The sequence below is a fragment of the Sphingomonas sp. genome (assembly GCF_024508665.1).
Taxonomy (GTDB): domain Bacteria; phylum Pseudomonadota; class Alphaproteobacteria; order Sphingomonadales; family Sphingomonadaceae; genus Sphingomonas.
Genome location: NZ_JANINP010000002.1, coordinates 93051 through 116400 on the forward strand (window position 1 = coordinate 93051; position 23350 = coordinate 116400).

Consider the following 23350-nt stretch of genomic DNA (forward strand, 5'->3'; position numbering starts at 1 on the left):
GTATCGCCTATTGGTAGAGCGAACCTGCGTTGACGACCGGCTGGGTGTCACGCTCGCCGCACAATACGACCATCAGGTTCGAAACCATCGCCGCGCGACGCTCGTCGTCGAGTTCGACCACGCCTTTCTGGCTCAATTGGTCGAGCGCCATTTCGACCATGCCGACCGCACCCTCGACCAGGGTCTGGCGCGCGGCGACTACCGCTTGGGCCTGTTGCCGACGAAGCATCGCGCCTGCGATCTCCTGGGCATAGGCCAGATGGGTGAAGCCGCATTCGTCGACGGTGATCCCTGCCATGGCTAGCCGAGCGATCAGTTCCTGGCGGAGTTCGACACCCACCTGATCGTGGTTGCCGCGCAGCGTCACTTCCTGGTGCGCGAAATCGTCATAAGGGTAGCGCGATCCGATCGTGCGCACCGCCGCCTCGATCTGGACCATCACGAACGCCTTGTAATCGTCGACGTCGAACAAGGCCTGGGCGGTGTCGGTCACGCGCCATACCACCTGTGCCGCGATCTCGATCGGGTTGCCGCGCAGGTCGTTGACCTTGATCTTGTCCGAAATGATGTTGTTGGCGCGGACCGAGATTTTCTTGCGGCCCAGCCAGGGCAGCAGCCAGCGCAGGCCGGTATTGCGATCGGTGCCCTGATAGCTGCCGAACAGGGTGACTGCGACCGCCTGATTGGGCTGGAGCATGTAGAAGCCGCACAGCACGAAGGCGAAGACGATCGTCCCGCCGACGATCAGCGATGCGCCGAGCGCGGGATCGGTATCGACCCTCGACCCGCCATAGATCGCCGCCGCCAAGGCGATCAGCAACACGAGCAGCATCAGGTAACCGCTCGACGTTGTCGCCGGACGTTCGCGCGACAAAGTCAGGGCGGCACCATTTCCATTCGAATCCGACATCGGACCCTCCCGTTAATTATGATATCATCATTATATCGTTGTCGAGCGAGTCGCAAGCGCATTCGGCAGGCAGGCGCCAACGGTTGGCAGCCACACAGGGCACCAACGCGCCGGCTTTGCGTTGGCCATTGCGATCATGCCGAAGCTCAAGGTCTATCGCACCCCGATCGGATTTCACGACGCCTATGTCGCGGCGCCAAGCATGAAAGCCGCGCTCAGGGCTTGGGGAACGACCAAGGACCTGTTCTCTCGCGGCGCGGCGGAAGTGGTCACCGACGCGAAACTGACGAAGGAACCGCTCGCTAGGCCCGGAGAGGTGATCAAGCGGGCCCGCGGGACGGTGGCGGAGCATCGCAAGGCCGCCCAGTCAAAGGACGGAGCGGCCAGCAAAGACAAGACCGCGCCCGAACCCAAACCGGCCAAGCGCCCGCCCCGGCCCAACCGCAAGCCGCTGGAAAAAGCCGAGCAGGCGCTGAGCGCCGCGCAGCAGCGGCATGAACGAGCCCTCGCCGACATCGATCATCGGCTGGATGCGTTGCAGGCCAAGCGGCGCGATCTGGCTAGGAAGCAGAAAAGCGAGGTCGCCGATCTGGAAGAGGAACTGGCCGCGCGAGAATCCGCCTATCGGCGCGCGCTGGATAAATGGGAGACGTGACCACGAAGAAGGCCGGAGATCGCTCCCCGGCCTCGTTCGCGTGCGTCTGATCGATCGCCCTATTGCAGGACGATCGTCACCGCGCGGCGGTTCTGGGCCCAGCTTGCCTCGTCCGAGCCGAGCGCGATCGGACGCTCCTTGCCATAACTGATCGTGTTGATCCGCGAGGCGTTGACGCCGCGCGCGGCAAGATAGTTCTTGGCGGCGTTGGCGCGGCGATCGCCGAGCGCGAGGTTGTATTCGCGGGTGCCGCGTTCGTCGGCATGGCCTTCGATCGTGATGCGGCGGTCGGGCCATTTCATCAGCCAGGCGGCCTGGCTGTCGAGGATCGAGCGCGATGTCGCGTCGATATCGTACTGGTCGAGCGCGAAGTGGATCGTGTCGCTCATCACCGAGCGTTTGAAATCCTCGGCCGAGCCCGGGACGATCGATCCGGCATCGCCATTGCCAGTGGACCCCGACGGCTGTTCGCCCGCGGCCGGCGGCAGGACCGGGGGGCGCTTGTGGGCACAGCCTGCGGCCGCGACGAGTGTCGCGAGCAGGATCAGCTTGGTAGTCATGCGTGCCATTGTTGGTTCTCCCTAACTTTTGGCTGTTGAATGCCTGGGGGGGCGTGTTCGGTCCGGATACGAAACGTTAGTCCTTGCGAATGGGTCCCCAGCTCGGATCCGATCCGTCGAATGGGGTGGGCAAGCGGCGCTCGTTCACGCCGGTCAGGTCGACCGACCACAAGTCCGCGACGCCGCTTCCGCCCTGGGTTGAGCGGAAGAACATGATCACACGGCCATTGGGCGCCCAGCTGGGCGCCTCATCCTGCCAGCCATCGGTCAGCATCTTCTCGCCGCCGCCCGAGGGCGACATGATGCCGACATGGAAGCCGCCGCCGATCTTGGTGAAGGCGATCAGGTCGCCGCGCGGGCTCCAGGCGGGCGTGGCATATTTGCCCGAACCGAAGCTGATCCGTTGCTGATTGGATCCGTCGGCGTTCATCACATAGAGCTGCTGCGAGCCCGAACGGTCGCTTTCGAACACGATCTTGCTGCCGTCGGGCGACCAGCTGCCGCCGGTGTCGATGCCGGGCGCGGTGGTCAGGCGTTGCGCCGTGCCGCCATCGGCCGGAATCTTGTAGAGATCGGTATTGCCCGCCTGCGACATCGAATAAAGGATCCAGCGGCCGTCGGGTGAGAAACGCGGCGCCAGTGCCAGGCTGACATTGTCGACCAGCCGGCGCTGACGTCCGCTGGCGATGTCCATCACGTAGATGGTCGGCTTCTTGTCGAGATAGGACAGGTACGCAACGCGGCGCTGATCGGGCGATAGCTGCGGGGTGAGCACGATCGTCTGCCCGTTGGTCAGGAAACGGCCGTTGAAGCCATCCTGGTCCATGATCGCCAGCCGCTTGATGCGCTTGCCCTTGGGTCCTGTCTCTGAGACATAGACCACTCGGCTGTCGAAATAGGGTCCTTCGCCGGTCAGGCGGGTATAGACCATGTCGGCGCATTTATGCGCGGCGCGGCGCCATTCGTTGACCGTGAGCACATAGCCCTGGCGCGCGAGCTCGCGCTGTGCGGCAGTGTCGTAGAGATAGCAGCCGACCGTCACCGTGCCGTTGCCATTGGCACGAATATAGCCCTGGACGAGAGCGGTCGCGCCGCGCGACGTCCAGCCGGTGAAGTCGGGCGCGGTCGCCTGGGCGAACGGCACCGGCATCAACTGGCCGGCAGGAAGCGGCTTGAACAGCCCCGAATTCTTGAGGTCGGCCGTGATGACATCGGCCAATTGCCTGCCGAGCTGATCGGTCGATCCCGCTGCGGTCGAGGCCACCTCGGGCGTCGGCAGCGCCGGGATCGCGATTCCCATCGGCGCGGAGATGCCGCCCTCGACATCGACCACCAGGCCGCCCGACTGGCCGGGCGCCGGCGTCGCCTGGGGGGCAGGAGCCGGAGCGGGCGCCGGGGTCGGTGCCGGTGGAGTCGTCTGGGCATTGGCAGCGGGCGCCAGCAGCATCGTCAGCGCGATCAGCGGAAGGGCTTTGGTCATCATCTCTCTCTCAACCCGGAAGCTTGTATTTTATGGAGGTTTGCCGCCAGCCTTGGGGGCCATCATACCACTCAGGCGGTAATGCCCGGAACGGCTGGCATTCGGTAATGGTCGCGACAGCTGCGCGCTCCACATCGCCGAGATATCGATCATTGACGCCATCCAAGCCGTCATGTCCGACGATTCGAGGCGGCGCAGCAAGCGATCCGTCGCGCTTGAGCTCAAGCTGCACGACGACGCGAATGCGTTCGGCACCGTGTCCAGGACTGCTGTGTCGATTGGCGCAAGGCTGAAGCTGATCGCGCAAAGCCCGAGCGATAGCGAGCGCCGTGGACGGCGGCATCACAGATACATCCTTGGCAGAGTCGATCAACGCTGCCGCGGGTAGCGGCGAGCCGAAGCAAGCGACAATAGTAATGGCAGCGATCGCGCTAAGGGTTCGGATCATAGCCCTATCAACCCGGAAGCTTGTAGCGGAGCGAGAAGTCGCTCCAGCCATTGGGGACGTCGTACAATTCGGGCGGCAGGCCGCGCAGCGGCTGGCAGCCCATGAAGGTCGCGATCGCGCGATCGTCGACCTGACGCTGATAGCGGCGATTGTCGTCGTCGACTCCATCATGCCCGACGATCACCGGACGCGACGCCAGCGTGCCGTCGCGGTTGATCTTGAGTCGAATGGTCACGCGGATGCGCTCGGCGCCGGGGCCGGGATTGACCTGGCGGTTGGCACAGGGCTGCACCTGCTGCTTGATCTTTTGGCCGATATCCATCGCCGCTTGTTGGCTCATCGTCGCGGATTTGGGCGCGGTGCCGGTGGCGGGGCTCGGCTTGGTCGAGGCGCCTTTGAAATAATCAGATCCGAAATTCAGGCCACGCGCCTTGGGCTTGATCGCGTTTGCCGTGCTGCCAGTGCCCTTGCCTGGCTTCACTGCGGGTTTCGCCGGTGCAGCGACGGCCGGCTTGGGCTGTGCCTTCGGCGCAGGCTTGGGCGCGGGAGGCGCAGGCTTCTTGGGCTCGGGCTTGGCGACCGGTGCGGGCTTGGGCGGCGGCGCGGCTTCTGGCTGCGGCTTGGGCGGCGTGGGCTCGGCCTTTTCCTCGGCCGGCGCGGGCGGCGCCGAATCCTCGGGGTTGCCGATATCGGGCGCCTTGCTTTCGGCCGGATCGACGGTCGTGTTGGGCGCGCCGGCCTTCAGCCCGACATCGTCGGCGATCGTCACATCCATCGGCACGACCGGCGGCGGCGGGGGCGATGGCGGGAGCAGCGACAGGATCGTGAACAGGGCGATGTGCGCGAGCACCGACACGCCGATCGCGATCCACAGCCGGTCGTCGCGCTCCCGCGGGATCGGGCGCAGGATAGGAGAAACGGCGATGCCGCTCACTGGCGCTCCTTGGCGTTCGAGACGAGCGCGACGCGGTTGAGGCCGGCGCGATTGAGCTCGCCCATCACTTCCATCACGCGGCCGTAATCGAGCGCCTTGTCGGCGCGCAGGAAGACCTGGGGCGGCTTGTCGCCCTGGCGGCGCTCGCGGGCGATGACCGACAGGCGGTCGGGCAATTCCTCCATCGTCACGGCGTCGTCACCGATATGGATGGTGCCGTCGCGATCGACCGCGATGTCGACCGGCTTCTGGTCCTGATCGAGCGCCTTGGCGCGGCTATCGGGAAGGTTCACCGGCACGCCCGCGGTCATCAGCGGCGCGGTGACCATGAAGATGATCAGCAGCACCAGCATGACGTCGACCAGCGGCGTGACGTTGATGTCCGCCATCGGCGCGCGGCGCCCTTTGGCGCGCGCGGAGGGGAGATTCATGGCCACGCTAAAGCCCCTCCCTTTCAAGGGAGGGGTTGGGGGTGGGTGAGCGGCGGCGGGGGCTCGATGACCCCGTCGTCGCTGGGGTCAGCCGCCGCACGCTCTCTGCGCTCGCGACCAACCCCTTGATCCCCTCCCTTGAAAGGGAGGGGAGAAATGAGGCCACCTCCATCACCGCTTCGCCTCCAGCTGGCGGCTCAGCGTCGTATGGAACCCATCCGCAAACCGCGTCAGCCGCGCTTCGATCCGGTTCACGCCATGGCTGAAGCGGTTATAGGCAATGACCGCGGGGATCGCCGCGAACAGGCCGATGGCGGTCGCGAACAGCGCCTCGGCGATACCGGGCGCGACCACCGCGAGGCTGGTATTCTGGGCGGCGGCAATGCCGGTGAAGCTCGACATGATACCCCACACCGTGCCGAACAGCCCGACGAACGGCGCCACCGATCCGACCGTCGCGAGGATATTGAGCCGGTCGGCGAGCTTGTCGGCTTCCCCCGCCACGGCTGACCCCATTGCGGTGGCCAGCCGCTCGCGAATGCCTTCGCGATCGACCACGCCGCCGGCGGTCGAGCGGCGCCATTCGGACACGCCGGCCGCGAACACCCGCGCCACCGGCAATTCGTCGTCGCCGTGCAGTTTGTAGAAGGCGTCGATGTCCTCCGCCTTCCAGAAATCCTTTTCGAACTTGTCTATCTTGCGCCGGGTCGCGCCGACCTTGGTCGAGAAGCCGATGATGATCGCCCAGGTCCAGATGCTGGCGATCAGCAGTCCGGCCATGACGATCTGGACGACGATGTCGGCATGCAGCAGCAGCGCAAGCGGTGAGGTCGATCCGGGGGAAAGGTCCAAGCTCCAATGCATTACGTCTTCAGTCCCCTTGTTCTTCGGGTGTCCAGATCAGCCCTGCATAGGCCGACGCCCAGTCTGCCGGCTGGCGTTTCGGGCGTCCGTCGGGCGCAACCAAAGCCGCGGTCACGTCCGCCTCTGCCAGTAATTCAGCGCCCCGCATGACTCTCTGATGAATATGAACCGCCGCTGCGCGAATCCGTATCAGCCGCGAAACAACCACCAACGCGTCGTCGAGTTTCGCCGGACGACGAAATTTGATCGCCATCTCGGACACCGCATAGGCGCCCTCCCCGGCTTCCATCGCCGCGCGCTGATCGACCCCGACCAGGCGCAGCATGTCCGACCGCGCCCGCTCCATGTAGCGCAGGTAATTGGCGTGATAGACCACGCCCGACAGATCGGTGTCCTCGAAATAGACACGCACCGGGAATCGGTGCTCGCGTCCGTCGAAGCGTCCTTCGACCGGCTGATCGATACCGGTTGCCGTCATGGTTAAGGTCCTAGCGGCCCGAAGCGGCGAGGCAAACCCATTCGTCTCTGATTTCGCCCCTTGTGTCGATGTAACCCACAGGTTACATGGGTAGTATAGGTTACATTTTTGGGGGTATTCAGATGACCGATGCGGAAACCGCGGACCGACTGGTGCACCGCCGAGCGCGGATGATGCCAGCGATGGCAGTCATCTTTCTCGCTCAGCAGGCAAGCTATTTCAGCGGTCACCACCCCGGCGACGGGTCGCGGCTGGTCGATCATATCGCGATCAGTGCATGGCCGATTCTCTCGATCGTGTTGGTGATCGCCTTCGCGACCGGCGGCGGCTGGTTCCGCGGTGCCAAGGTCCGTGCGTTGATCAACGACGAAAGCGCCCGAGCGCATCGCGCCGAAGGATTCCGCTTCGGCTTCCTGGCGACGATGGCCGCGGCGATCGCGCTCTACGTCCTCTCCTTGTTCGAGCCGATGAGCGCACGCGACGCGATCCACGTGTTGATGAGTGCCGGTATCGCCGCGGCGCTGATCCGTTTCGCCATGCTCGAGCGGCGCGCGCTCAACTCGTGAGCAGCGGGTTGATGAATTGTCTGCGCGACGAACGCACCCGGCTCGGCTGGACCCAGGCCGAGCTCGCCGAGCGCGTCGGGGTCAGCCGCAAGACCATCAATACGGTCGAGAACGGCATTTTCATCCCTTCGACCTTGCTCGCGCTCAAACTGGCCGCCGCGATCGGCAAGCCGGTCGAGGCGCTGTTCGCGCTGGACGAGACCTGACGGCGCACTAAACCAGCCGCCAATGACAGAAGCCCTTCGGATTCGCGGCCTTGCCAAGGCGTTCGACAAGCCCGTCATCGCGGGCCTCGATCTCGATATCGCCGCAGGCCAGCTCTACGCGCTGCTCGGCCCCAACGGCGCAGGCAAGACGACCACGCTCCGGATGGTCACCGGGCTGACCCGGCCCGACGCCGGCAGCATCCACATTTTCGGCGTGGATGCACTGGCCGATCCGATCGCGGCCAAGGCGATCACCGCCTGGCTGCCTGACGAGCCAATGCTCTACGATAAATTGAGCCCGCTCGAATATCTCGCCTTCGTCGCCGGCCTATGGCGGATGGATCCGCACGTAGCGTCGGAGGAGGCCGAGCGGCTGCTCCACTGGCTCGATCTTTGGGAACAGCGCGACACGCGGTGCGAGGGCTTTTCGCGCGGCATGAAGCAGAAGGTCGCACTGGCCGCCGCCTTGATACATGACCCGAAGCTGCTGATCCTCGACGAGCCGCTGACCGGACTCGACGCGGCGATGGCCCGCGCGGTCAAGGACGCGCTGCGCGAACAGGTCGATCGCGGCAAGACGGTGATCGTCACCACGCACATCCTCGAAGTCGCCGAGCGCATGGCCGACCGCATCGGCATCATCGGCGGCGGCAGATTGCTCGCCGAAGGAACGCTCGACGAATTGCGCGACCGCGCCGGCACCGAAGGCATGACGCTGGAGGACACCTTCATCCGGCTGACGAGCGGGGGGTGACCCGATTGACTCCCGGTAGCTTTGCCTGGCTGGCCCGGCATGAATTGCGCCTCGCCTGGCGCGGCCGCAGACGCGGCGGCAAGCGTCAGGCGCTCGCGCTCGTGTTGCTCGGCCTCTATCTCGCGGCCGGCATGGCGGTCGCGTACTTCGTTATGGGCGTGCCGATCGACTATCGCGCCGAGATCGGGATCGGCATCCTCGCTGCCTCCGTCGTCGCTCTGTCGTTCATGACCACGCAGGCAATCCTCGGCAGCCAGCAGACCTTGTACGAAAGCCGTGACCTCGACCTGCTGCTGACAGCACCGATCGAGGGGCGCGTTGTGCTGCTCGCCAAGCTTGCGGGAATCGCCGGCGCGATCGCCCTGACCTATGCCGGGCTGTTGCTGCCCGTGGTCGTCCCGGTGGCGATCCTGGGTCACCCGCATCTGCTCGGCGTCGTCGCATTGCTCGTGGCGCTGGCGCTGACCGCGGCAGCGATCGGCATCGCCGTCACGCTTGCGCTCGCCAGCATCGCCGGCCCCCGCGCCGCGCGCACGGTCGGCCAGGTCGCCGCGGCCGTGCTAGGCGGCGCCTTGTTCCTCTTCAGCCAATTGTCGCATGGCGGTCACGGCCGGCGGTCGTCCTTCGTCGTGATATTCGACGACTTGCGCGCCTGGGGATGGGGCGAGACGGGCTGGAGCGGCGTGCCGGGCCATGCCGCATTCGGCGACCCGGTGTCGCTCGCGATCCTGCTGGCGATCGGCGTGGCGCTATTCGCGGGCACCGGTGCAGTGCTGCAGCGCCTATTCCTGAGCGGCTATCAGGACGCCGGAATGCGGTTGAGCAGGGCGCGGCCGACCGGCAAGGCGAGCGCGCGCCTGTTCCACGCGGGCCTGTTCCGGCCGGTCCTGGCTAAAGAATGGCGCCTGCTCGCGCGCGATCCCGGCCTGGTGTTTCAAGTCATTTTGCGGCTGGTCTATCTGATCCCGCTGATGCTGGTGGCGTTTCGCGGCAGCGGCGGGCTGATCGCGCCCGGGCTCGCTTTTGCCAGCGTGCTGGTGGCGACGCAGCTCACAGGCAGCTTCGCTTGGCTGGCCGTGTCAGGCGAGGATGCGCCCGAGCTGATCGCGGTGGCGCCGGTCCATAAGCAACGCGTCGACCAAGCCAAGCTCGCCGCCGCCTTGCTGATGGCGGCGCCGATCGCCGCCTTGCTGCCGATCGCGATCGCGACGGTGGGCCGATCGCCGCTCGGCGCCTTGGTATCGCTGGTCGCCACGGCGATCGGCGGGACGATCGCCGGGTATATCGAGCTCAAGCTGGCCAAACCGGGCCAACGTTCGGCGTTCGCCAAGCGGCGCGGCGGCAGTGCGATTGCCGGCATCCTGGGGATGATCGTCGCCGCGATCTTCGGCGGCGGCGCGGCGGCGATCACTTATTTCATCGGCTGATCGAACAAGCCATCCTGCGCGCCGGCCGGGGGGTTAAGGCCGAGATGCTTCCATCCCGCTGCGTTGAGGCAGCGCCCCCGCGCGGTGCGGGCGACCAGCCCGAGCTGAATCAGATAGGGCTCGATCACTTCCTCGATCGTGTCGCGCGGTTCGCTCAGGCCAGCAGCCAGTGTCTCCACACCGACCGGACCACCGCGATAGATGTCGGCGATCATGTGGAGATAGCGCCGGTCCATCGCGTCGAGCCCGAGCTTGTCGACCTCGAGCCGGTTGAGCGCGGCGTCCGCGGCGATCGCATCGACCGTTTCGCGGCCGGCGACATTAGCGAAATCGCGCACACGGCGCAGCAGCCGCCCGGCAATGCGGGGCGTGCCGCGGGCGCGCCGTGCGATCTCCTGCGCTCCGTCGGGCGACACGTGGAGATCGAGTAGCCGCGCCGCCCGCGTCACCACCGCTTCCAGCTCGTCGACCGTGTAGAAATTGAGCCGCACCGGAATGCCGAATCGGTCGCGCAGCGGCGTCGTCAGCAACCCCTGGCGCGTCGTCGCCCCGACCAAAGTGAATTTGGGCAAGTCGATACGGACCGATCGCGCCGACGGCCCTTCGCCGATCATCAGGTCGAGCGCACGGTCCTCCATCGCCGGATAGAGCACTTCCTCGACCGCGGGCTGGAGCCGGTGGATCTCGTCGATGAACAGGACGTCACCGTCCTCGAGATTGGTCAGCAACGCGGCAAGGTCGCCCGATTTGGCGATCACCGGCCCGCTGGTCGCGCGAAAGCCCACCCCCATCTCACGCGCGATGATCTGCGCAAGCGTCGTCTTGCCGAGCCCGGGTGGTCCGAAGAACAGGACATGGTCGAGCGCATCGCCGCGCGCCTTCGCGGCGGAGATGAATACGCGGAGGTTCTCGCGCGCCGCCTTTTGCCCGACGAACTCGTCGAGCGTCTTCGGCCGCAACGCTGCGTCGACATCCTCGGCTTGACGCAGGGGCGTGATCAGGCGGGCGGGTTCGTCCATCGAACGTTCCCTACCTGTTCACGCCCCCTTTTGTCACGCGATCAGTAGAACGCGTTATAGACCACGTCGGCGATGCGATGCGTCCTGATGTTGACCAGCAGCAGATCGGGTCCGTAGCGCACCCAGCGATAGCCCGGCGGCGGCGGCTCAAGGCCCATTTCCCACCACGAATCGTAATAATAAGGCGCGCTGAAGAACAGGCGCGGCAACAACAGGCCGATCGTCCAGCGGCGATAGGCCCAGCCCGGCGGATAGACCCAACCTGGACGATGGATCGGACGGAAATTGGGCGGACGTCCGGCACCGGGACGATGTGGCCTGCCGGGCCGCGGCGGTTTCGGCAACGGCGGCAGCGGCTTGACCACCGGGGGGCGCGGCGGACGGATGCCGTTGCCCGGTCCCGGCGGGCGAGGACGCGGCGGCCGCGTTGTGGGTGGCTGCGGCCGTGGCGGCCGAACCGGCTGGATTTGGGGCCCGCCGGGTGCGGGCCTGACCGAAGCGCCAGGGGGTGGTTTGGGCCGGCCCTCCTGGGCGGCGGCGATGTCTGGCAGGATCAGCAGCAACGCGCTGGAAGCCAATAGAAGTCGTTTCATACGTCCTCCCATTTCTAGCGGCGACGAACCTACGCCCGAATCCGGCGAACGGGAAATTGTTTCACAATGCCAACAAGCTGCCCGTCACAGCGAAGGAACGGCCTGACGCAAGGACGATGCGCGAAGTCACGCCAGGCCGAACGACGCGGGCGATCAGCCGTAATGGTCTATACCGTCGCCGACGATCGATACCCAGCCGTGCTTGCGTCCCTCATAGACCGAGTAGTTCGGCGCCGGGAACGTCGGATCGGCGAACCCGCCGATCGCTACCGCGACGAGATCCGGATCCACGTGCGCGACATAGAAGAGAGTCGAGCCACATTCGGTGCAGAAGCTCATATCGGCAACGCCGCCCTCGTCGCCGGTCCGCGACCATTGCCGCGATTGTCCGGACACGGTGACGCGATCCGCCGGAAACCGTGCCTGTGCCGCGAAGGAACTGCCCGAGCGCCGCTGGCAGTCCAGGCAATGGCAGACCGAGATGCGGACAGGATCGCCGACACACTCGATCGCGAGTTGCCCGCAGGCACAGGTCGCGCGGCGGACGGTCGTTGCCTCGTCACTCATTTCGCAGCCTTCCTCAACGCCAACCGCACCAGCGCATCCAGGCTGGCGCTTGCGCCCAGTTCCTCCTCCGCAGCACCGACCGCGGCATTGGCCTCGGCCGGCCGGAAACCAAGGTTGAGTAGCGCCGACACCGCGTCTTGCGCAGCGCCCATCGTTGCCGACACCGGGGTCAGGCTGCCGGGAACCACGCCGCCGACCTTGTCCTTCAATTCGCGAACGATGCGCTCCGCCAGCTTGGGCCCGACTCCATTGGCGCGCGCCACCATCGCCTTGTCCTGCGCGCCCACGGCCTTGGCCAGCTCGACCGGTTCGAGCACCGACAGGATTGCCAGCGCGACGCGCGCGCCGACGCCCTGTACCCCGGTAAGCAACCGGAACCAGTCGCGTTCGTCGGGGCGGGCGAAGCCGACCAGCCGGATCGAATCCTCGGCGACCAGCATCTCGGTGAAGAGCGTCGCCGCCTCACCGATCGGGCCGATCGCCGCCAGCGTCTTGGCCGAGGCCCCGACCAGATAGCCGACCCCGCCGACATCGATCACCGCATGGTCGATGCCGGTCGCTTCGAGGCGGCCACGGAGGTGCGCGATCATGCGCGGGACATAACCGGAACGGAGGACGCTAGGGAAGCGAAATCACGCACGCCGCGCCGCGATCGCCTCGATCACGAAATCGACGAATGCCCGAACCCGCGCCGCCCGCTGGTGGCGCGACGGCATCAGCGCATAGAGCGGAAACAGCTCGTCGGACCAATCGGTCAGAACCGGCACCACCTGTCCGCTCGCGATGAGGTCTTCGGTCCCGAGCTCGAGGAATTGCGCGATGCCGGCACCGGCGACGCAGACGCCGGCCATGGTGCCGCTGTCGGAAACCATCAATCGGGCGGGCGGCGTGACCGGCAGCACCTCGTTCCCGCGCCGGAACTCCCAGGGATAGGGTCGGCCACTCGCGGCATCGTAGAAATCGATACAGGCGTGATGCGCCAAATCCGCCGGATGCCGCGGGACGCCGTGCACGGCGAGATAGGACGGCGCGGCGACGGTCAGCACGCGCGTCTCGGTCAACTTGCGCGCGACCAGCCGCCCGGCGGGTGGGTCGCCGAAGCGGATCGCGAGGTCGAATCCGTCGGCGATCAGGTCGCCGGTGCGGTCGCGCATCACCAACTCGACACCGAGATCGGGATGCCGCGCCAGGAAATCCGGCAGCCGGGCGGCCAGCACCGCGCGCGAGAAGAAGGCATCGATATTGACCCGGAGCCGCCCGCGCACCGCCGAGACTGCCCCGGCCACGTCGAGCGCCGCTTCCTCGATCCCCTCGATCAGCGGCCCGGCCTGATCGTAGAAACGCCGCCCTTCGTCGGTCAACGACAAGGCGCGAGTGGTGCGATCGACCAGCCGCACCCCGATCCGCGCCTCAAGCCGCTGCAGCGCTCGACTCGCCCCGGACGGCGAGAGGCCGAGCGCTGCAGCGGCGCGGGCAATCGATCCCGCTTCGACGACCGCCATCAACACCGTCGCCCCGGCGATCAGCCTGCCATCATAGGGCATCGGACACCCCTGCTAAAAATGCACGAATGATCTGACATAAGCGCGTTTGAATCACCAGTCTCGGGCGGCCACATCGCCTTCCATACAATGGCAAGGAGGCGATCATGATCGCGGTGATGGGTGTAACGGGAAAGGTCGGCGGTGCGGTCGCGCGGCAGTTGCTGGTCGCGGGGGCCTCGGTGCGCGCGATCGTGCGCCACCGGGCCAAGGGCAAAATCTGGACGGAAACGGGAGGAGAGATCGCCGTTGCGACGCTTGACGATGCCGCCTCACTCGCCGCCGCCTTCGCCGGTGCCGAGGGCGTGTTCGCGATGCTGCCGCCGCAATTCGATCCCGCGCCGGGTTTTCCGGGCGCGCGGGCGATGATCGCAACTTTGCGCGATGCCCTCACGGTGGCAGGGCCCGAGCGGCTGGTGGTGCTATCGACGATAGGAGCGGAAGCGAGCCGGCCCAATCTGCTCAACCAGCTCGGCCTGCTCGAGACGGCGCTCCGCGACCTTCCCTGTCGCAGCACCTTTCTGCGCGCGGCATGGTTCATGGACAATGCCGCCGGCGACCTCGCCGATGCGCGGCAGGGCGTGATCCGCAGCCATTTGCAGCCGACCGACCGGGCGATCCCAATGGTCGCCGCGGCCGATGTCGGCCGGTGCGCCGCCGACCTGCTGCTGGCGGACGACGCTCCCGACGTCGTCGAGCTGGAAGCCGCCGAGCGCGTCTCACCCGACCGGATCGCCGCCGCTTATGCCAGGACCTTGGGCCATGACGTGCGCGCTACGGCGGTGCCCCGCGACCAATGGGAAGCCGAGTTTCGCGCCGTCGGCATGACCAATCCGCTGCCACGCATGCAGATGATCGACGGTTTCAATCAGGGCTGGATCGACTTCGCCGACCATGGTGCCGGCGCCCGCAAAGCACCGACGACCATCGACCAGGTCATTGCCGATATCGTCGCGCAAGCCTGAACCGCGGAGGCTCCAAACAGCGCGCGGTCAGCCGATCCGCCGCGCGCTCGCGAGGTGATGCGCGTGGCAGATCGCGACCGCCAAAGCGTCGGCGGCATCGGCACCGGCGATCTTCACCCCGGGCAGCAAGCGCGCGACCATCGCGTGGACCTGCGCCTTTTCAGCATTGCCGACCCCGACCACCGCTTTCTTGACCAGCCGCGCGGCATATTCGCCGACGTCGATCCCGACGCGCGCCGCGCCGAGCAGGACGACGCCACGCGCTTGGCCGAGCTTGAGCGTCGATTGCGGGTTCATATTGACGAACACTTCCTCGACCGCCGCTACCTGGGGAGCATGATCCGCGATCAACGCCGCCAGCATCGTGTCGAGATGCGCCAGCCGGCGCGGCAGGCTTTCCTTCGCGTCGGTCTTCAGCTGGCCGTTGGCGAGGTGCGACAGCCGGTTGCCCTCGGCCCGGATCACGCCCCAGCCGGTGGTGCCGAGCCCGGGGTCGAGGCCAAGGATAATCAAGAATCCCTCTCCCGTTGGGAGAGGGAGGGAGCCGCGCAGCGGCGGAAGGGTGAGGGCAGGTGCGGCATCACAAGTCTGCCCTCACCCTTCCCACTCGCTTCGCGAGCGGGCCCCTTCCCTCTCCCAATGGGAGAGGGAGTTTCGTTCACCCCAGTTTCTCCATCACCGCGTCGGAGACTTCGTAATTGCCCCACACGGTCTGGACGTCGTCATCGTCGTCGAGCGCGTCGATCAGCTTGAACAAGGTCGCGGCGTCGCCTTCGCCGACTTCGACCATGGTCTGGGGACGCCAGGCGAGCTTCGCGCTTTCCGCCTCTCCCAGCACCGGCTCGAGCGCCTTGGCGACTTCGTGGAGCGATTCGTTGGAGGTCCAGATTTCGTGGCCATCCTCGGACGAAGTCACGTCCTCCGCCCCGGCTTCGAGCGCCGCCTCGAATACCTTGTCGGCGTCACCAGCCGTGGCCGGATAGGTGATGAGGCCCATGCGGTCGAAGGCATGGCTGACCGAGCCCGACGCACCGAGATTGCCGCCGTTCTTGCTCACCGCGGTGCGCACATTGGTCGCGGTGCGGTTGCGGTTGTCGGTCAGCGCCTCGATGATCAGCGACACGCCGCCCGGGCCGAAGCCCTCGTAGCGGATTTCCTCGTAATTCTCGGCGTCCCCCCGGCTCGCCTTGTCGATCGAGCGCTGGATATTGTCCTTGGGCATCGACTGCGCCTTGGCGGCGTTGACTGCGGCGCGCAGGCGCGGGTTCATGTCGGGGTCGGGGAGACCCATTTTCGCGGCGACAGTGATTTCGCGGCTGAGCTTGGAGAACATGCCCGAGCGCTTCTTATCCTGCGCGCCCTTGCGATGCATGATGTTCTTGAACTTGGAATGGCCTGCCATTGGGTCCTCGTGGATGTTGGGCGGGTCTCTAAACCGCGTGATGCGAGTGGTCAAAGTCGCATCTTGTATGATTCACGCGGAGGCGCGGAGAGACTTGGCCCAGCTCTTCGTTCGGGAGACACCGATAGAGTCGAAAAAACGCTACACGCCGCCCCACGCCCGGCATCTTCGCGCCTCCGCGCCTCCGCGTGAATCAATCTTGTGCTACAACGCTTCACCACACGCGACGCCTGAGGCCCAGGCCCATTGGAAATTATAGCCGCCGAGCCAGCCGGTCACATCGACGCCTTCGCCGATGAAATGCAGGCCGGGCACGTTCCGCGCTTCCATCGTCTTCTGCGACAGACCGTCGGTGGCGACGCCGCCGATCGTCACCTCGGCCTTGGCGAATCCCTCGGTGCCGTTGGGGTGGAAGGTCCATTCGCCCAGCCGCGTTTCGGCCGCTGCCAAGGCCTTGTCGGGCAGATCGGCGAGATTGCCGGTGAGCGCGAGGCGCTCGGCCAGCGTCTCCGCAAGGCGGTCAGGCAGCGCCGACCCCAAAGCCGATCGCACCGTCGCCCGCGGCCGCGCGCGCTTTTCGGCGAGCAGCCAACCGGTGTCGCGATCGGGCAGGAAGTCGATCGCCACCGCCTCGCCACTTCGCCAGTAGGACGAGGCCTGCAGGATCGCCGGTCCCGACAGTCCGCGATGGGTGAACAACGCCGCCTCGCGGAAGCGCGCCCGTCCTGCACTCGCCACGACCTCGGTCGCGACTCCCGACAGGTCACGGAACAGGACATCCTCGCCGCCCAGCGTCAGCGGCACCAGAGCCGGGCGCGGCTCGACCACCTTAAGTCCGAACCGCCGCGCGACGTCATAGGCGAAGCCGGTCGCGCCCATCTGGGGGATCGACGGGCCGCCGGTGGCGATCACCAGCTTGGGCGCCGACACCGTGCGGGGACCGAGCGTCAAGCTGAACCGGCCGTCGGCATGCGCGATCTCGCCCGCACCATGGCCCAGGCTCAGCTCGACGCCGCCCTGCGTGCATTGGTCGAGCAGCATCGCCACGATCTGCTTCGCGGAGCCGTCGCAGAACAATTGACCCAGCGTCTTCTCGTGCCAGGCGATGCCATAACGGTCGACCAGCTCGATGAAGTCGGCCGGCGAGTATCGTGCCAGCGCCGAGCGCGCGAAATGCGGATTGGCCGACAGGTAATTGTCCGGACCGGCGCGGAGATTGGTGAAGTTGCACCGCCCCCCGCCCGAGATCAGGATCTTCTTGCCCGGTGCGTCGGCGTGATCGGCGAGCAGCACGCGCCGTCCATTCCGGCCAGCCACCGCAGCGGCCATCATGCCCGCGGCGCCGGCGCCGAGAATGATAACATCATGGGTCGCCGGAGACTTCATCGCCGCTGCTCTGCCTCAGGTCCGGGGATAGCGCCAAATCCGCCAATACGAAAAACGGCGGCGCATGCGCCGCCGTCCCCGTCATTCGATCGGATCAGCTCGATCAGAGCATGCCCAACGCGTGAAGATAGGTTTCGAGGATCGCCTCTTCCTCCTGATATTCCTCGCGCTTCTTCTTGCGGATCGCCAGGATCTTGCGGATCGCCTTGACGTCGTAGCCGCGGCTCTTCGCCTCGGCCATCACGTCCTTGATGTCGTCCGCGATACCCTTCTTCTCTTCTTCCAGGCGCTCGGCGCGTTCGATCAGCAGCCGCAGCTCGTCCGCCGCGACGCGACCGCCGCCCATGCCTTCACCCCGTTCTTCGTCAGCCATAAGTCCTCACTTTGAGGCGCAGCTCCCCGCCCGCCTGTTTCGAAATGGATTGCGATATCGCATTGGCGCGGCCAGTGCGCTTGCGCCGCCGTCTAAGCGGTCGATGCCGCGCCCTCAACCGCTATTCGACCGATCGTTAGCGATTGGGCTCGGTCATCGAAGGTGGGTCACTTGCTGGGAAGCTTTCGTCGAGCGCCTCGTCCAGCGCTTCCTCCAGCGCTTCGTTCTTCGCCATGCTCTCGTCCATCCGCCGCAGCTGCTCGGGCGTCGCTTCGGGCTGGCGCGCTTTCCAGGCATCGTAAGGCTCGCCATAGACGATCTCGCGCGCCTCGGCTTTCGCCAGGCCGGCGGCTTCGCCGACCCAGTCCGAAAGGCAATTGCGGCAGAAGCCCGCCAGCCCCATCAGGTCGATATTCTGCGCGTCCTCGCGATGCCGGAGCAGGCGCACCAGGCGGCGAAAGGCCGCTGCGGCAGATGCGTCATCGAGTTGATCGAGCTTATCCATTATACGCTCCACGGTTGATCCATCGGAGATAGGCACTAGAGCCACCGCTCGACAAGCAGAGGAACCTCCCCAGGATGACCAAGGCCATCGCTCCTCGCTCGCGCAAAGTCCGTGTCCTCGCGACATTGGGCCCGGCGAGCAACACGCCCGAAATGATCGCCAAGCTGTTCGAAGCCGGTGCCGACGCCTTCCGCGTCAATATGAGCCATGGCGACCAGGCGTCGAAGGTCGGCGTGATCGAGGCGATCCGCGGGCTGGAAAAGAAATATGGCCGGCCGACCACGATCCTGGCCGACCTGCAGGGCCCCAAATTGCGCGTCGGCAAGTTCGCCGAGGGACGCGTCGAGCTCAAGACCGATTCGATGTTCGTGCTCGACCGCGACAAGACTCCGGGCGACGCGCGGCGCGTCGAGCTGCCGCACAAGGAAATCTTCGAGGCGATGGAGGCCGGCGCGCGGCTGTTGCTCGACGACGGCAAATTGGTGCTGCGCGTGATCGAGCATGACGACAAGCGCATCGTCACCAATGTCGAGGTCGGCGGCCCCTTGAGCAACAACAAGGGCCTCAACGTCCCCGACGTACTCGTGCCGATGGCGGCACTGACCGCGAAGGACCGCAGCGACCTGGCCTTTGCCGTCGATCAGGGCGTCGACTGGATCGCACTCAGCTTCGTGCAGCGGCCCGACGATCTGTGGGAAGCGCGCAAGCTGATCGGCGGGAAGGCGGCGCTGCTCGCCAAGATCGAGAAGCCGGCGGCGATCGAGCGGCTCGAGGAAATCATCGAAGCGTGCGACGGCGTGATGGTGGCACGCGGCGACCTGGGCGTCGAATTGCCGCCGCAGACCGTGCCGCCGCTGCAGAAGCGGATCGTCGAGAGCGCGCGGCGCCAGGGCAAGCCCGTGGTGGTCGCGACCCAGATGCTCGAATCGATGATCGAATCGCCGTCGCCAACCCGCGCCGAGGTCTCCGACGTCGCTACCGCCATCTATGACGGCGCCGATGCGATCATGCTGTCGGCCGAATCAGCGGCGGGCAAATGGCCGATCGAATCGGTCGCGATGATGAACGCGATCGGGGAAGCGGTCGAAAGCGATCCGGCGCATGGCGACCGTATCCACTTCACCGTGATCCGCTCGGACCCGACCACCGCCGACGCGCTGTCCGAATCGGCCAAGAACATCGCGCGGACGATCGATGCGAAGGCGATCGTCTGCTTCACCAGTTCCGGCTCGACGGCGCGGCGTATCGCGCGCGAGCGGCCGGCAGTGCCGATCATGGTGCTGACACCGAAGATGGAGACGGCGCGGCGATCAGGGCTGCTCTGGGGCGCCTATGCCGTCCACACCCGCGACGTCGATTCGTTCGAGGAGATGGTCGCCAAGGCCAAGCGCATGGTGCTCCGCCATCATCTCGCCGAAGCGGGCGATCGCGTGATCGTGATGGCCGGCGTACCGTTCAAGACGCCGGGATCGACCAACGTGCTCCACGTCGTGCGGATCATCGGCGACGAGTTGAAGGGGTATAGTTGAGCTTCGCCTTACTAAGCCCCTCCCCTTTAGGGGAGGGGTTGGGGTGGGGGAGTGCCCCAAGCCAATCGCCTGTGGAGAGCCCCCACCCCAACCTCTCCCCAGAAGGGGTTTGAGCTCGGTATGGCACAAACGCGAAGAACGCCCGATCTCGTCGATCAGGCGCTCATCAGGAACTCGAGGTTCCGGTCGTCAACCTGCCTACGCCGGTAACGGCGGCGGCAGAGTGTCCGCAGCTTAGCCCTGGCGGGCCTTGAAGCGGCGGTTGGTCTTGTTGATGACGTAGGTGCGGCCACGGCGGCGGATCACGCGATTGTCGCGATGCCGGTCCTTGAGCGACTTCAGTGAATTGCGGATCTTCATGATCGATTCGCTTCTTTAAATTGCTGTGAAACTGGAAGCCGCGCCGCCTATAGTGGGGGTTGCCCGAAGTCAACCCACGGGCAGGGAAAACCGGCTACGTCTTATGAGCGACATACCTGTCGAACGCGATGGTGGAGAAGAGTGAATGCGTAGAGCGATCCTGCTGACGGCAGCCCTGATGGTGACGGGGTGCGCGACCGCGCCTGCCTCCTTCCCCACCGAAGTGACTCGCTACCGCGCCGATGAAGTCGGCCGTGGCACTATCGCGCTGATGCCCGACGAAGGCATCGACAACGGCCCGGAATATCAGGTCTATGCCCTGGCAGTCGGCGATGCGCTGACCAAGCAGGGTTATACCTTGGTCCCCGACGGCTCGAAAAGCGTCTATGTCGCCAAGATCGGTTTCCATACCGAGGCGCGTCCGGTGCGAGAGCGCTCGCCCTTCAGCATCGGCCTGGGCGGCGGCACGTGGAGCGGCAATCGCGATGGCGGAGGCGTCGGGCTGGGCGGCGGCGTCTCCTTCCCGATCGGCCGCGGCCGTGATCGCGAGGACGCGCTCAGCATGCTGTCGGTCAAGATCAACCAGCGCCAAGGCGATCTCGGTGTCTGGGAAGGGCGCGCCCAGTCGCGCGCGATCGGGGTCGTCGGCAATGCGGTAGCGGACAAGCTCGCCCCCAAATTGGCGGCCGCTTTGTTCACCGGGTTCCCAGGGGAGTCGGGCCGGACTATCGAGGTCAAATGACCGACACCCTTCCTGCCATCACCGCCGCGTTCGACGGCGGCAATATCCGCGTCGTCGAGATCCAGGGCGACCGCGTCGACCTGGAGATCGCCAAGGACCATCTGTCCGATTTCTACCAATGGTTCTCGTTCCGCGTCGCCAATGCGGCCGGGCGCAAGCTGACCTTTCGCATCCTCAATGCGGGCAAGTCGGCTTATCCGTTCGGCTGGCCGGGCTACAAGGCGCGCGCCTCGACCGACCGCGTCCAGTGGCGGATGATTCCGACGCGCTATGACAACGGCGTGCTCGAATTCGACTGGCAGTCAGACTCGCAGGTCGCCTGGTTCGCCTATTTCGCGCCCTATACGATGGAGCGGCACGAGGACCTCATCGCCGAATATGCCGCCAAGCCCGGTGTGACCCACCGCGAGCTCGGCCACACGCTCGACGGTCGCGCAATGGACCTGCTGACGATCGGATCGGGCGACAAACCTGTGTGGCTCTATGCGCGCCAGCACCCCGGCGAGAGCATGGCCGAATGGTGGATGGAAGGCGCGCTGGAATGGCTGACCAGCCCTGCAGCCGACGACGTGAAGGCAAAGTGCACCTTTTACGTCGTGCCCAACATGAATCCCGACGGCTCGTTCCGCGGGCATCTTCGGACCAACGCCGCGGGCATCAACCTCAACCGCGAATGGCACGAGCCGTCGATGGAGAAGAGCCCCGAGGTCAAACTGGTTCGCGACGAGATGGACCGCACCGGGGTCAAGCTGGCGATGGACGTCCATGGCGACGAAGCGATCCCGGCCAATTTCCTGGCCGGCTATGAAGGCATCCCCAGCTGGACCGACGCGTTCGGCGAGAAATTCTACGATTTCGGCCGCCGCCTGGCGGCGCGCACCCCAGAGTTCCAGACCGAACAGGGTTATGAGAAATCAGCCCCGGGCAAGGCCAATCTGACCATGTCGACCAACCAACTCGCCGAGCGGTTCGGCGCGGTGTCGATGACGCTCGAAATGCCGTTCAAGGATCACGACCCCAATCCCGATCCCGAATTCGGCTGGTCGCCGGATCGCTGCAAGGTGCTGGCGGTCGCGTGCCTGGAGACAATCGCCGAGGTGATCGACGGGATCTGATCGCAGGACGGCGCAGGCGGGGGCCGGTGCCCTCGCCCGCTAGCCGAATAGTTCCGCGAGGAAGTCGCTGGCCGCTTTCCAGCTGCGGCGGTCGGCACGCTCCTCATAGGCAACACCCGGACGAACCGGCGGAGCGCCCTTGCGATCCATGTCGGTGAAGGCGTGGCCGGCGGTGCCGTAAGCGTGGATTTGCCAATCCGCCTCGCCCTCGCTCAATTCCTTGCCGAGCGCGACCATGACATCGGGCGGCGCGATCGGGTCTTCCCAGCCATGGCAGACCAGGATCTTGGCCTTGATCGGCGTCACGCTGGCATAATCCGGCCTGTCGTAGACGCCGTGGAACGACACCACGCCCAGCACATCGAGCCCGGCGCGCGCCACGTCGAGCGCGCATTTCCCGCCGAAGCAATAGCCGTAGACCGCGGTCCTCGCCGGATCGACCAGCTGGAAGCCCTTGAGCACGTCGAGCGATGCCTTCAGCCGGTCGCGCAGCAGTCCGCGATCGGCATTGAGCTCGTTCATATATTCGGCCGGATTTTCCGAGGTGAAGGTCTTGCGCCGCCCCTGCCCGAACACGTCGGCGACGAAGCCGACATAGCCGAGCTTGGCGATATTCTCGGCCGTGACGCTGTCCGATTCCTTTGCGCCGAGCACGTTGGGGACGACCATCACGCCCGGCCGGGCGGTTTCGACCTCGTCGTCATAGGCGAACACGCCTTCGAACGGGCCGCCGGGGCCGTCATACACCATGGTCTGCCGCACGATCGCCATGACTCGCTCTCCAGGTTTGCCGTTGCGGTCCGAAGCGCTACAGAGCCGCCCGATCCCCCGCAAGGAGTAGCTTCGTGCCCATGCTCGTCCTGATCCGCCACGGCCAGTCGGCCTGGAACCTCGAAAACCGCTTCACCGGCTGGTGGGATGTCGACGTGACCGAAAAGGGCGCCGAGGAAGCCCGGCTGGCGGGCGAGTTGATGTCGGCCAAGGGCCTCGATTTCGACATGTGCTTCACCTCGCTTCAGACACGCGCGATCAAGACGCTCAACCTCGCGCTCGAGGCGATGGGGCGACTGTGGCTCCCGGTCGAGAAGGACTGGCGGCTGAACGAGCGCCATTATGGCGGGCTGACCGGGCTCAACAAGGCGGAGACCGCGGCCAAGCATGGCGACGAACAGGTCCATATCTGGCGCCGCAGCTTCGATATCCCGCCGCCGCCGCTCGAGCCGGGCAGCGAATATGATCTGTCCAAGGATCGCCGCTACGCCGGCATCGCCATTCCGAACACGGAGAGCCTGAAGGACACGATCGCGCGCGTCCTGCCCTATTGGGACGGACGCATCGCCCCCGCGCTCAAGCAGGGGCAGCGCGTGCTGATCTCCGCGCACGGCAATTCGTTGCGCGCGCTGGTCAAGCATCTGTCGAACATTCCCGATGACGAGATCACCGGGCTGGAAATCCCGACCGGCCAGCCGATCGTCTATCAGCTCGACGACCAGCTCAACGCCATCGATCGCTATTATCTGAGCGAGCGCTAGGCGGGGCG

30 protein-coding genes are annotated in these 23350 nt (G+C 65.9%); 10 read left to right on the plus strand and 20 right to left on the minus strand.

The genetic code is table 11. The annotated features are described in order from the left end of the window. Positions 1-7 precede the first annotated feature (7 nt). The gene (locus Q0L25_RS03325) at positions 8-910 is read right to left on the minus strand and encodes an SPFH domain-containing protein (protein ID WP_296611566.1); all 903 of its coding nucleotides are present in this window, start codon (positions 908-910) and stop codon (positions 8-10) included. 136 nt (positions 911-1046) lie between these two features. Here Q0L25_RS03325 and Q0L25_RS03330 point away from each other — a divergent pair, with 136 nt between their 5' ends. Then, positions 1047-1565, plus strand: coding sequence for a hypothetical protein (locus tag Q0L25_RS03330; protein WP_296611568.1), 519 nt, complete (start codon positions 1047-1049; stop codon positions 1563-1565). A 59-nt stretch (positions 1566-1624) separates the two neighbouring features. Here the strand turns inward: Q0L25_RS03330 and pal are convergent, their stop codons facing one another. The 7 genes from pal to ybgC form a co-directional block, all read right to left on the minus strand. Then, complete coding sequence (gene pal / locus Q0L25_RS03335) at positions 1625-2134, minus strand: peptidoglycan-associated lipoprotein Pal (RefSeq protein ID WP_296611570.1); 510 nt, start codon at positions 2132-2134, stop codon at positions 1625-1627. 67 nt (positions 2135-2201) lie between these two features. Next, positions 2202-3605 (minus strand): Tol-Pal system beta propeller repeat protein TolB, encoded by a 1404-nt coding sequence (tolB, locus tag Q0L25_RS03340; RefSeq protein ID WP_296611572.1) that lies wholly within the window; start codon positions 3603-3605, stop codon positions 2202-2204. Positions 3606-3615: 10 nt separating this feature from the next. After that, entirely contained in the window at positions 3616-3978 is a 363-nt protein-coding gene (locus Q0L25_RS03345) for a hypothetical protein (RefSeq protein ID WP_296611574.1), read from the minus strand. Between the two features lie 82 nt (positions 3979-4060). After that, positions 4061-4987, minus strand: a complete 927-nt coding sequence (locus tag Q0L25_RS03350) for a cell envelope biogenesis protein TolA (protein WP_367184069.1) — start codon at positions 4985-4987, stop codon at positions 4061-4063. Further along, positions 4984-5424 carry a protein TolR gene (gene tolR, locus Q0L25_RS03355; RefSeq protein ID WP_296611575.1) on the minus strand — a complete coding sequence of 147 codons (441 nt, stop codon included), beginning with the start codon at positions 5422-5424 and terminating at the stop codon, positions 4984-4986. The genes Q0L25_RS03350 and tolR overlap by 4 nt, the downstream gene beginning before the upstream one ends. 165 nt (positions 5425-5589) lie before the next feature. Beyond that, positions 5590-6282 carry a protein TolQ gene (gene tolQ / locus Q0L25_RS03360; RefSeq protein WP_296611577.1) on the minus strand — a complete coding sequence of 231 codons (693 nt, stop codon included), beginning with the start codon at positions 6280-6282 and terminating at the stop codon, positions 5590-5592. Positions 6283-6289: 7 nt separating this feature from the next. Further along, the gene (ybgC, locus tag Q0L25_RS03365) at positions 6290-6760 is read right to left on the minus strand and encodes a tol-pal system-associated acyl-CoA thioesterase (protein ID WP_296611579.1); all 471 of its coding nucleotides are present in this window, start codon (positions 6758-6760) and stop codon (positions 6290-6292) included. A 122-nt stretch (positions 6761-6882) separates the two neighbouring features. On the opposite strand from ybgC, the gene Q0L25_RS03370 reads away from it, so the two are divergent. The 4 genes from Q0L25_RS03370 to Q0L25_RS03385 are packed head-to-tail and all read left to right on the plus strand — an operon-like array spanning position 6883 to position 9713. After that, the gene (locus Q0L25_RS03370; RefSeq protein ID WP_296611580.1) at positions 6883-7326 is read left to right on the plus strand and encodes a hypothetical protein; all 444 of its coding nucleotides are present in this window, start codon (positions 6883-6885) and stop codon (positions 7324-7326) included. A gap of 11 nt (positions 7327-7337) precedes the next feature. Continuing rightward, entirely contained in the window at positions 7338-7532 is a 195-nt protein-coding gene (locus Q0L25_RS03375; RefSeq protein ID WP_296611583.1) for a helix-turn-helix domain-containing protein, read from the plus strand. 22 nt (positions 7533-7554) lie between these two features. Then, entirely contained in the window at positions 7555-8286 is a 732-nt protein-coding gene (locus tag Q0L25_RS03380; protein WP_296611585.1) for an ABC transporter ATP-binding protein, read from the plus strand. Further along, entirely contained in the window at positions 8283-9713 is a 1431-nt protein-coding gene (locus Q0L25_RS03385) for a hypothetical protein (RefSeq protein WP_296611587.1), read from the plus strand. The genes Q0L25_RS03380 and Q0L25_RS03385 overlap by 4 nt, the downstream gene beginning before the upstream one ends. Here the strand turns inward: Q0L25_RS03385 and ruvB are convergent. The 5 genes from ruvB to Q0L25_RS03410 all read right to left on the minus strand — a co-directional run bounded on the left by ruvB (position 9698) and on the right by Q0L25_RS03410 (position 13436). Next, positions 9698-10732 carry a Holliday junction branch migration DNA helicase RuvB gene (gene ruvB / locus Q0L25_RS03390; RefSeq protein WP_296611589.1) on the minus strand — a complete coding sequence of 345 codons (1035 nt, stop codon included), beginning with the start codon at positions 10730-10732 and terminating at the stop codon, positions 9698-9700. The genes Q0L25_RS03385 and ruvB overlap by 16 nt on opposite strands. A 41-nt stretch (positions 10733-10773) precedes the next feature. Next, positions 10774-11325: an RcnB family protein gene (locus Q0L25_RS03395; RefSeq protein WP_296611591.1), complete on the minus strand. Its 552-nt coding sequence runs from the start codon at positions 11323-11325 to the stop codon at positions 10774-10776. 153 nt (positions 11326-11478) lie between these two features. Further along, positions 11479-11892, minus strand: coding sequence for a GFA family protein (locus tag Q0L25_RS03400; protein ID WP_296611593.1), 414 nt, complete (start codon positions 11890-11892; stop codon positions 11479-11481). After that, positions 11889-12482 carry a Holliday junction branch migration protein RuvA gene (ruvA, locus tag Q0L25_RS03405; protein WP_296611595.1) on the minus strand — a complete coding sequence of 198 codons (594 nt, stop codon included), beginning with the start codon at positions 12480-12482 and terminating at the stop codon, positions 11889-11891. Before ruvA ends, Q0L25_RS03400 begins: the two co-directional genes overlap by 4 nt. Positions 12483-12524: 42 nt before the next feature. Then, the gene (locus Q0L25_RS03410; protein ID WP_296611596.1) at positions 12525-13436 is read right to left on the minus strand and encodes a LysR family transcriptional regulator; all 912 of its coding nucleotides are present in this window, start codon (positions 13434-13436) and stop codon (positions 12525-12527) included. 104 nt (positions 13437-13540) lie between these two features. Between Q0L25_RS03410 and Q0L25_RS03415 the strand changes: the two genes are divergently transcribed. Beyond that, positions 13541-14398 (plus strand): NmrA family NAD(P)-binding protein, encoded by an 858-nt coding sequence (locus Q0L25_RS03415; RefSeq protein ID WP_296611598.1) that lies wholly within the window; start codon positions 13541-13543, stop codon positions 14396-14398. Positions 14399-14425: 27 nt separating this feature from the next. Here Q0L25_RS03415 and ruvC read toward each other — a convergent pair whose 3' ends face one another. The 5 genes from ruvC to Q0L25_RS03440 form a co-directional block, all read right to left on the minus strand. After that, on the minus strand, positions 14426-14911 hold the full coding sequence (gene ruvC / locus Q0L25_RS03420; RefSeq protein ID WP_296611599.1) for a crossover junction endodeoxyribonuclease RuvC: 486 nt from the start codon (positions 14909-14911) through the stop codon (positions 14426-14428). 145 nt (positions 14912-15056) lie between these two features. Continuing rightward, positions 15057-15800 (minus strand): YebC/PmpR family DNA-binding transcriptional regulator, encoded by a 744-nt coding sequence (locus Q0L25_RS03425; protein ID WP_296611601.1) that lies wholly within the window; start codon positions 15798-15800, stop codon positions 15057-15059. A gap of 204 nt (positions 15801-16004) precedes the next feature. Next, positions 16005-17186 carry an NAD(P)/FAD-dependent oxidoreductase gene (locus Q0L25_RS03430; RefSeq protein ID WP_296611602.1) on the minus strand — a complete coding sequence of 394 codons (1182 nt, stop codon included), beginning with the start codon at positions 17184-17186 and terminating at the stop codon, positions 16005-16007. A 103-nt stretch (positions 17187-17289) separates the two neighbouring features. Then, the gene (locus Q0L25_RS03435; RefSeq protein ID WP_218016277.1) at positions 17290-17532 is read right to left on the minus strand and encodes a DUF2312 domain-containing protein; all 243 of its coding nucleotides are present in this window, start codon (positions 17530-17532) and stop codon (positions 17290-17292) included. A gap of 163 nt (positions 17533-17695) precedes the next feature. Next, the gene (locus tag Q0L25_RS03440) at positions 17696-18064 is read right to left on the minus strand and encodes a DUF1244 domain-containing protein (RefSeq protein WP_296611604.1); all 369 of its coding nucleotides are present in this window, start codon (positions 18062-18064) and stop codon (positions 17696-17698) included. Positions 18065-18138: 74 nt separating this feature from the next. On the opposite strand from Q0L25_RS03440, the gene pyk reads away from it, so the two are divergent. Next, a complete protein-coding gene (gene pyk, locus Q0L25_RS03445) occupies positions 18139-19593 on the plus strand; it encodes a pyruvate kinase (RefSeq protein WP_296611605.1) in 1455 nt (484 codons plus the stop codon). Positions 19594-19827: 234 nt separating this feature from the next. On the opposite strand, the gene ykgO is transcribed toward pyk, so the two are convergent. Then, on the minus strand, positions 19828-19953 hold the full coding sequence (gene ykgO / locus Q0L25_RS03450) for a type B 50S ribosomal protein L36 (RefSeq protein ID WP_003046794.1): 126 nt from the start codon (positions 19951-19953) through the stop codon (positions 19828-19830). A 145-nt stretch (positions 19954-20098) separates the two neighbouring features. On the opposite strand from ykgO, the gene Q0L25_RS03455 reads away from it, so the two are divergent. Continuing rightward, positions 20099-20695 (plus strand): hypothetical protein, encoded by a 597-nt coding sequence (locus Q0L25_RS03455; RefSeq protein ID WP_296611607.1) that lies wholly within the window; start codon positions 20099-20101, stop codon positions 20693-20695. After that, on the plus strand, positions 20692-21810 hold the full coding sequence (locus Q0L25_RS03460) for a M14-type cytosolic carboxypeptidase (RefSeq protein WP_296611609.1): 1119 nt from the start codon (positions 20692-20694) through the stop codon (positions 21808-21810). The genes Q0L25_RS03455 and Q0L25_RS03460 overlap by 4 nt, the downstream gene beginning before the upstream one ends. A 39-nt stretch (positions 21811-21849) precedes the next feature. Here the strand turns inward: Q0L25_RS03460 and Q0L25_RS03465 are convergent, their stop codons facing one another. Further along, positions 21850-22581, minus strand: a complete 732-nt coding sequence (locus Q0L25_RS03465) for a dienelactone hydrolase family protein (protein WP_296611611.1) — start codon at positions 22579-22581, stop codon at positions 21850-21852. A 74-nt stretch (positions 22582-22655) separates the two neighbouring features. Between Q0L25_RS03465 and gpmA the strand changes: the two genes are divergently transcribed. Beyond that, the gene (gene gpmA / locus Q0L25_RS03470) at positions 22656-23342 is read left to right on the plus strand and encodes a 2,3-diphosphoglycerate-dependent phosphoglycerate mutase (protein ID WP_296611614.1); all 687 of its coding nucleotides are present in this window, start codon (positions 22656-22658) and stop codon (positions 23340-23342) included. Positions 23343-23350 lie beyond the last annotated feature (8 nt).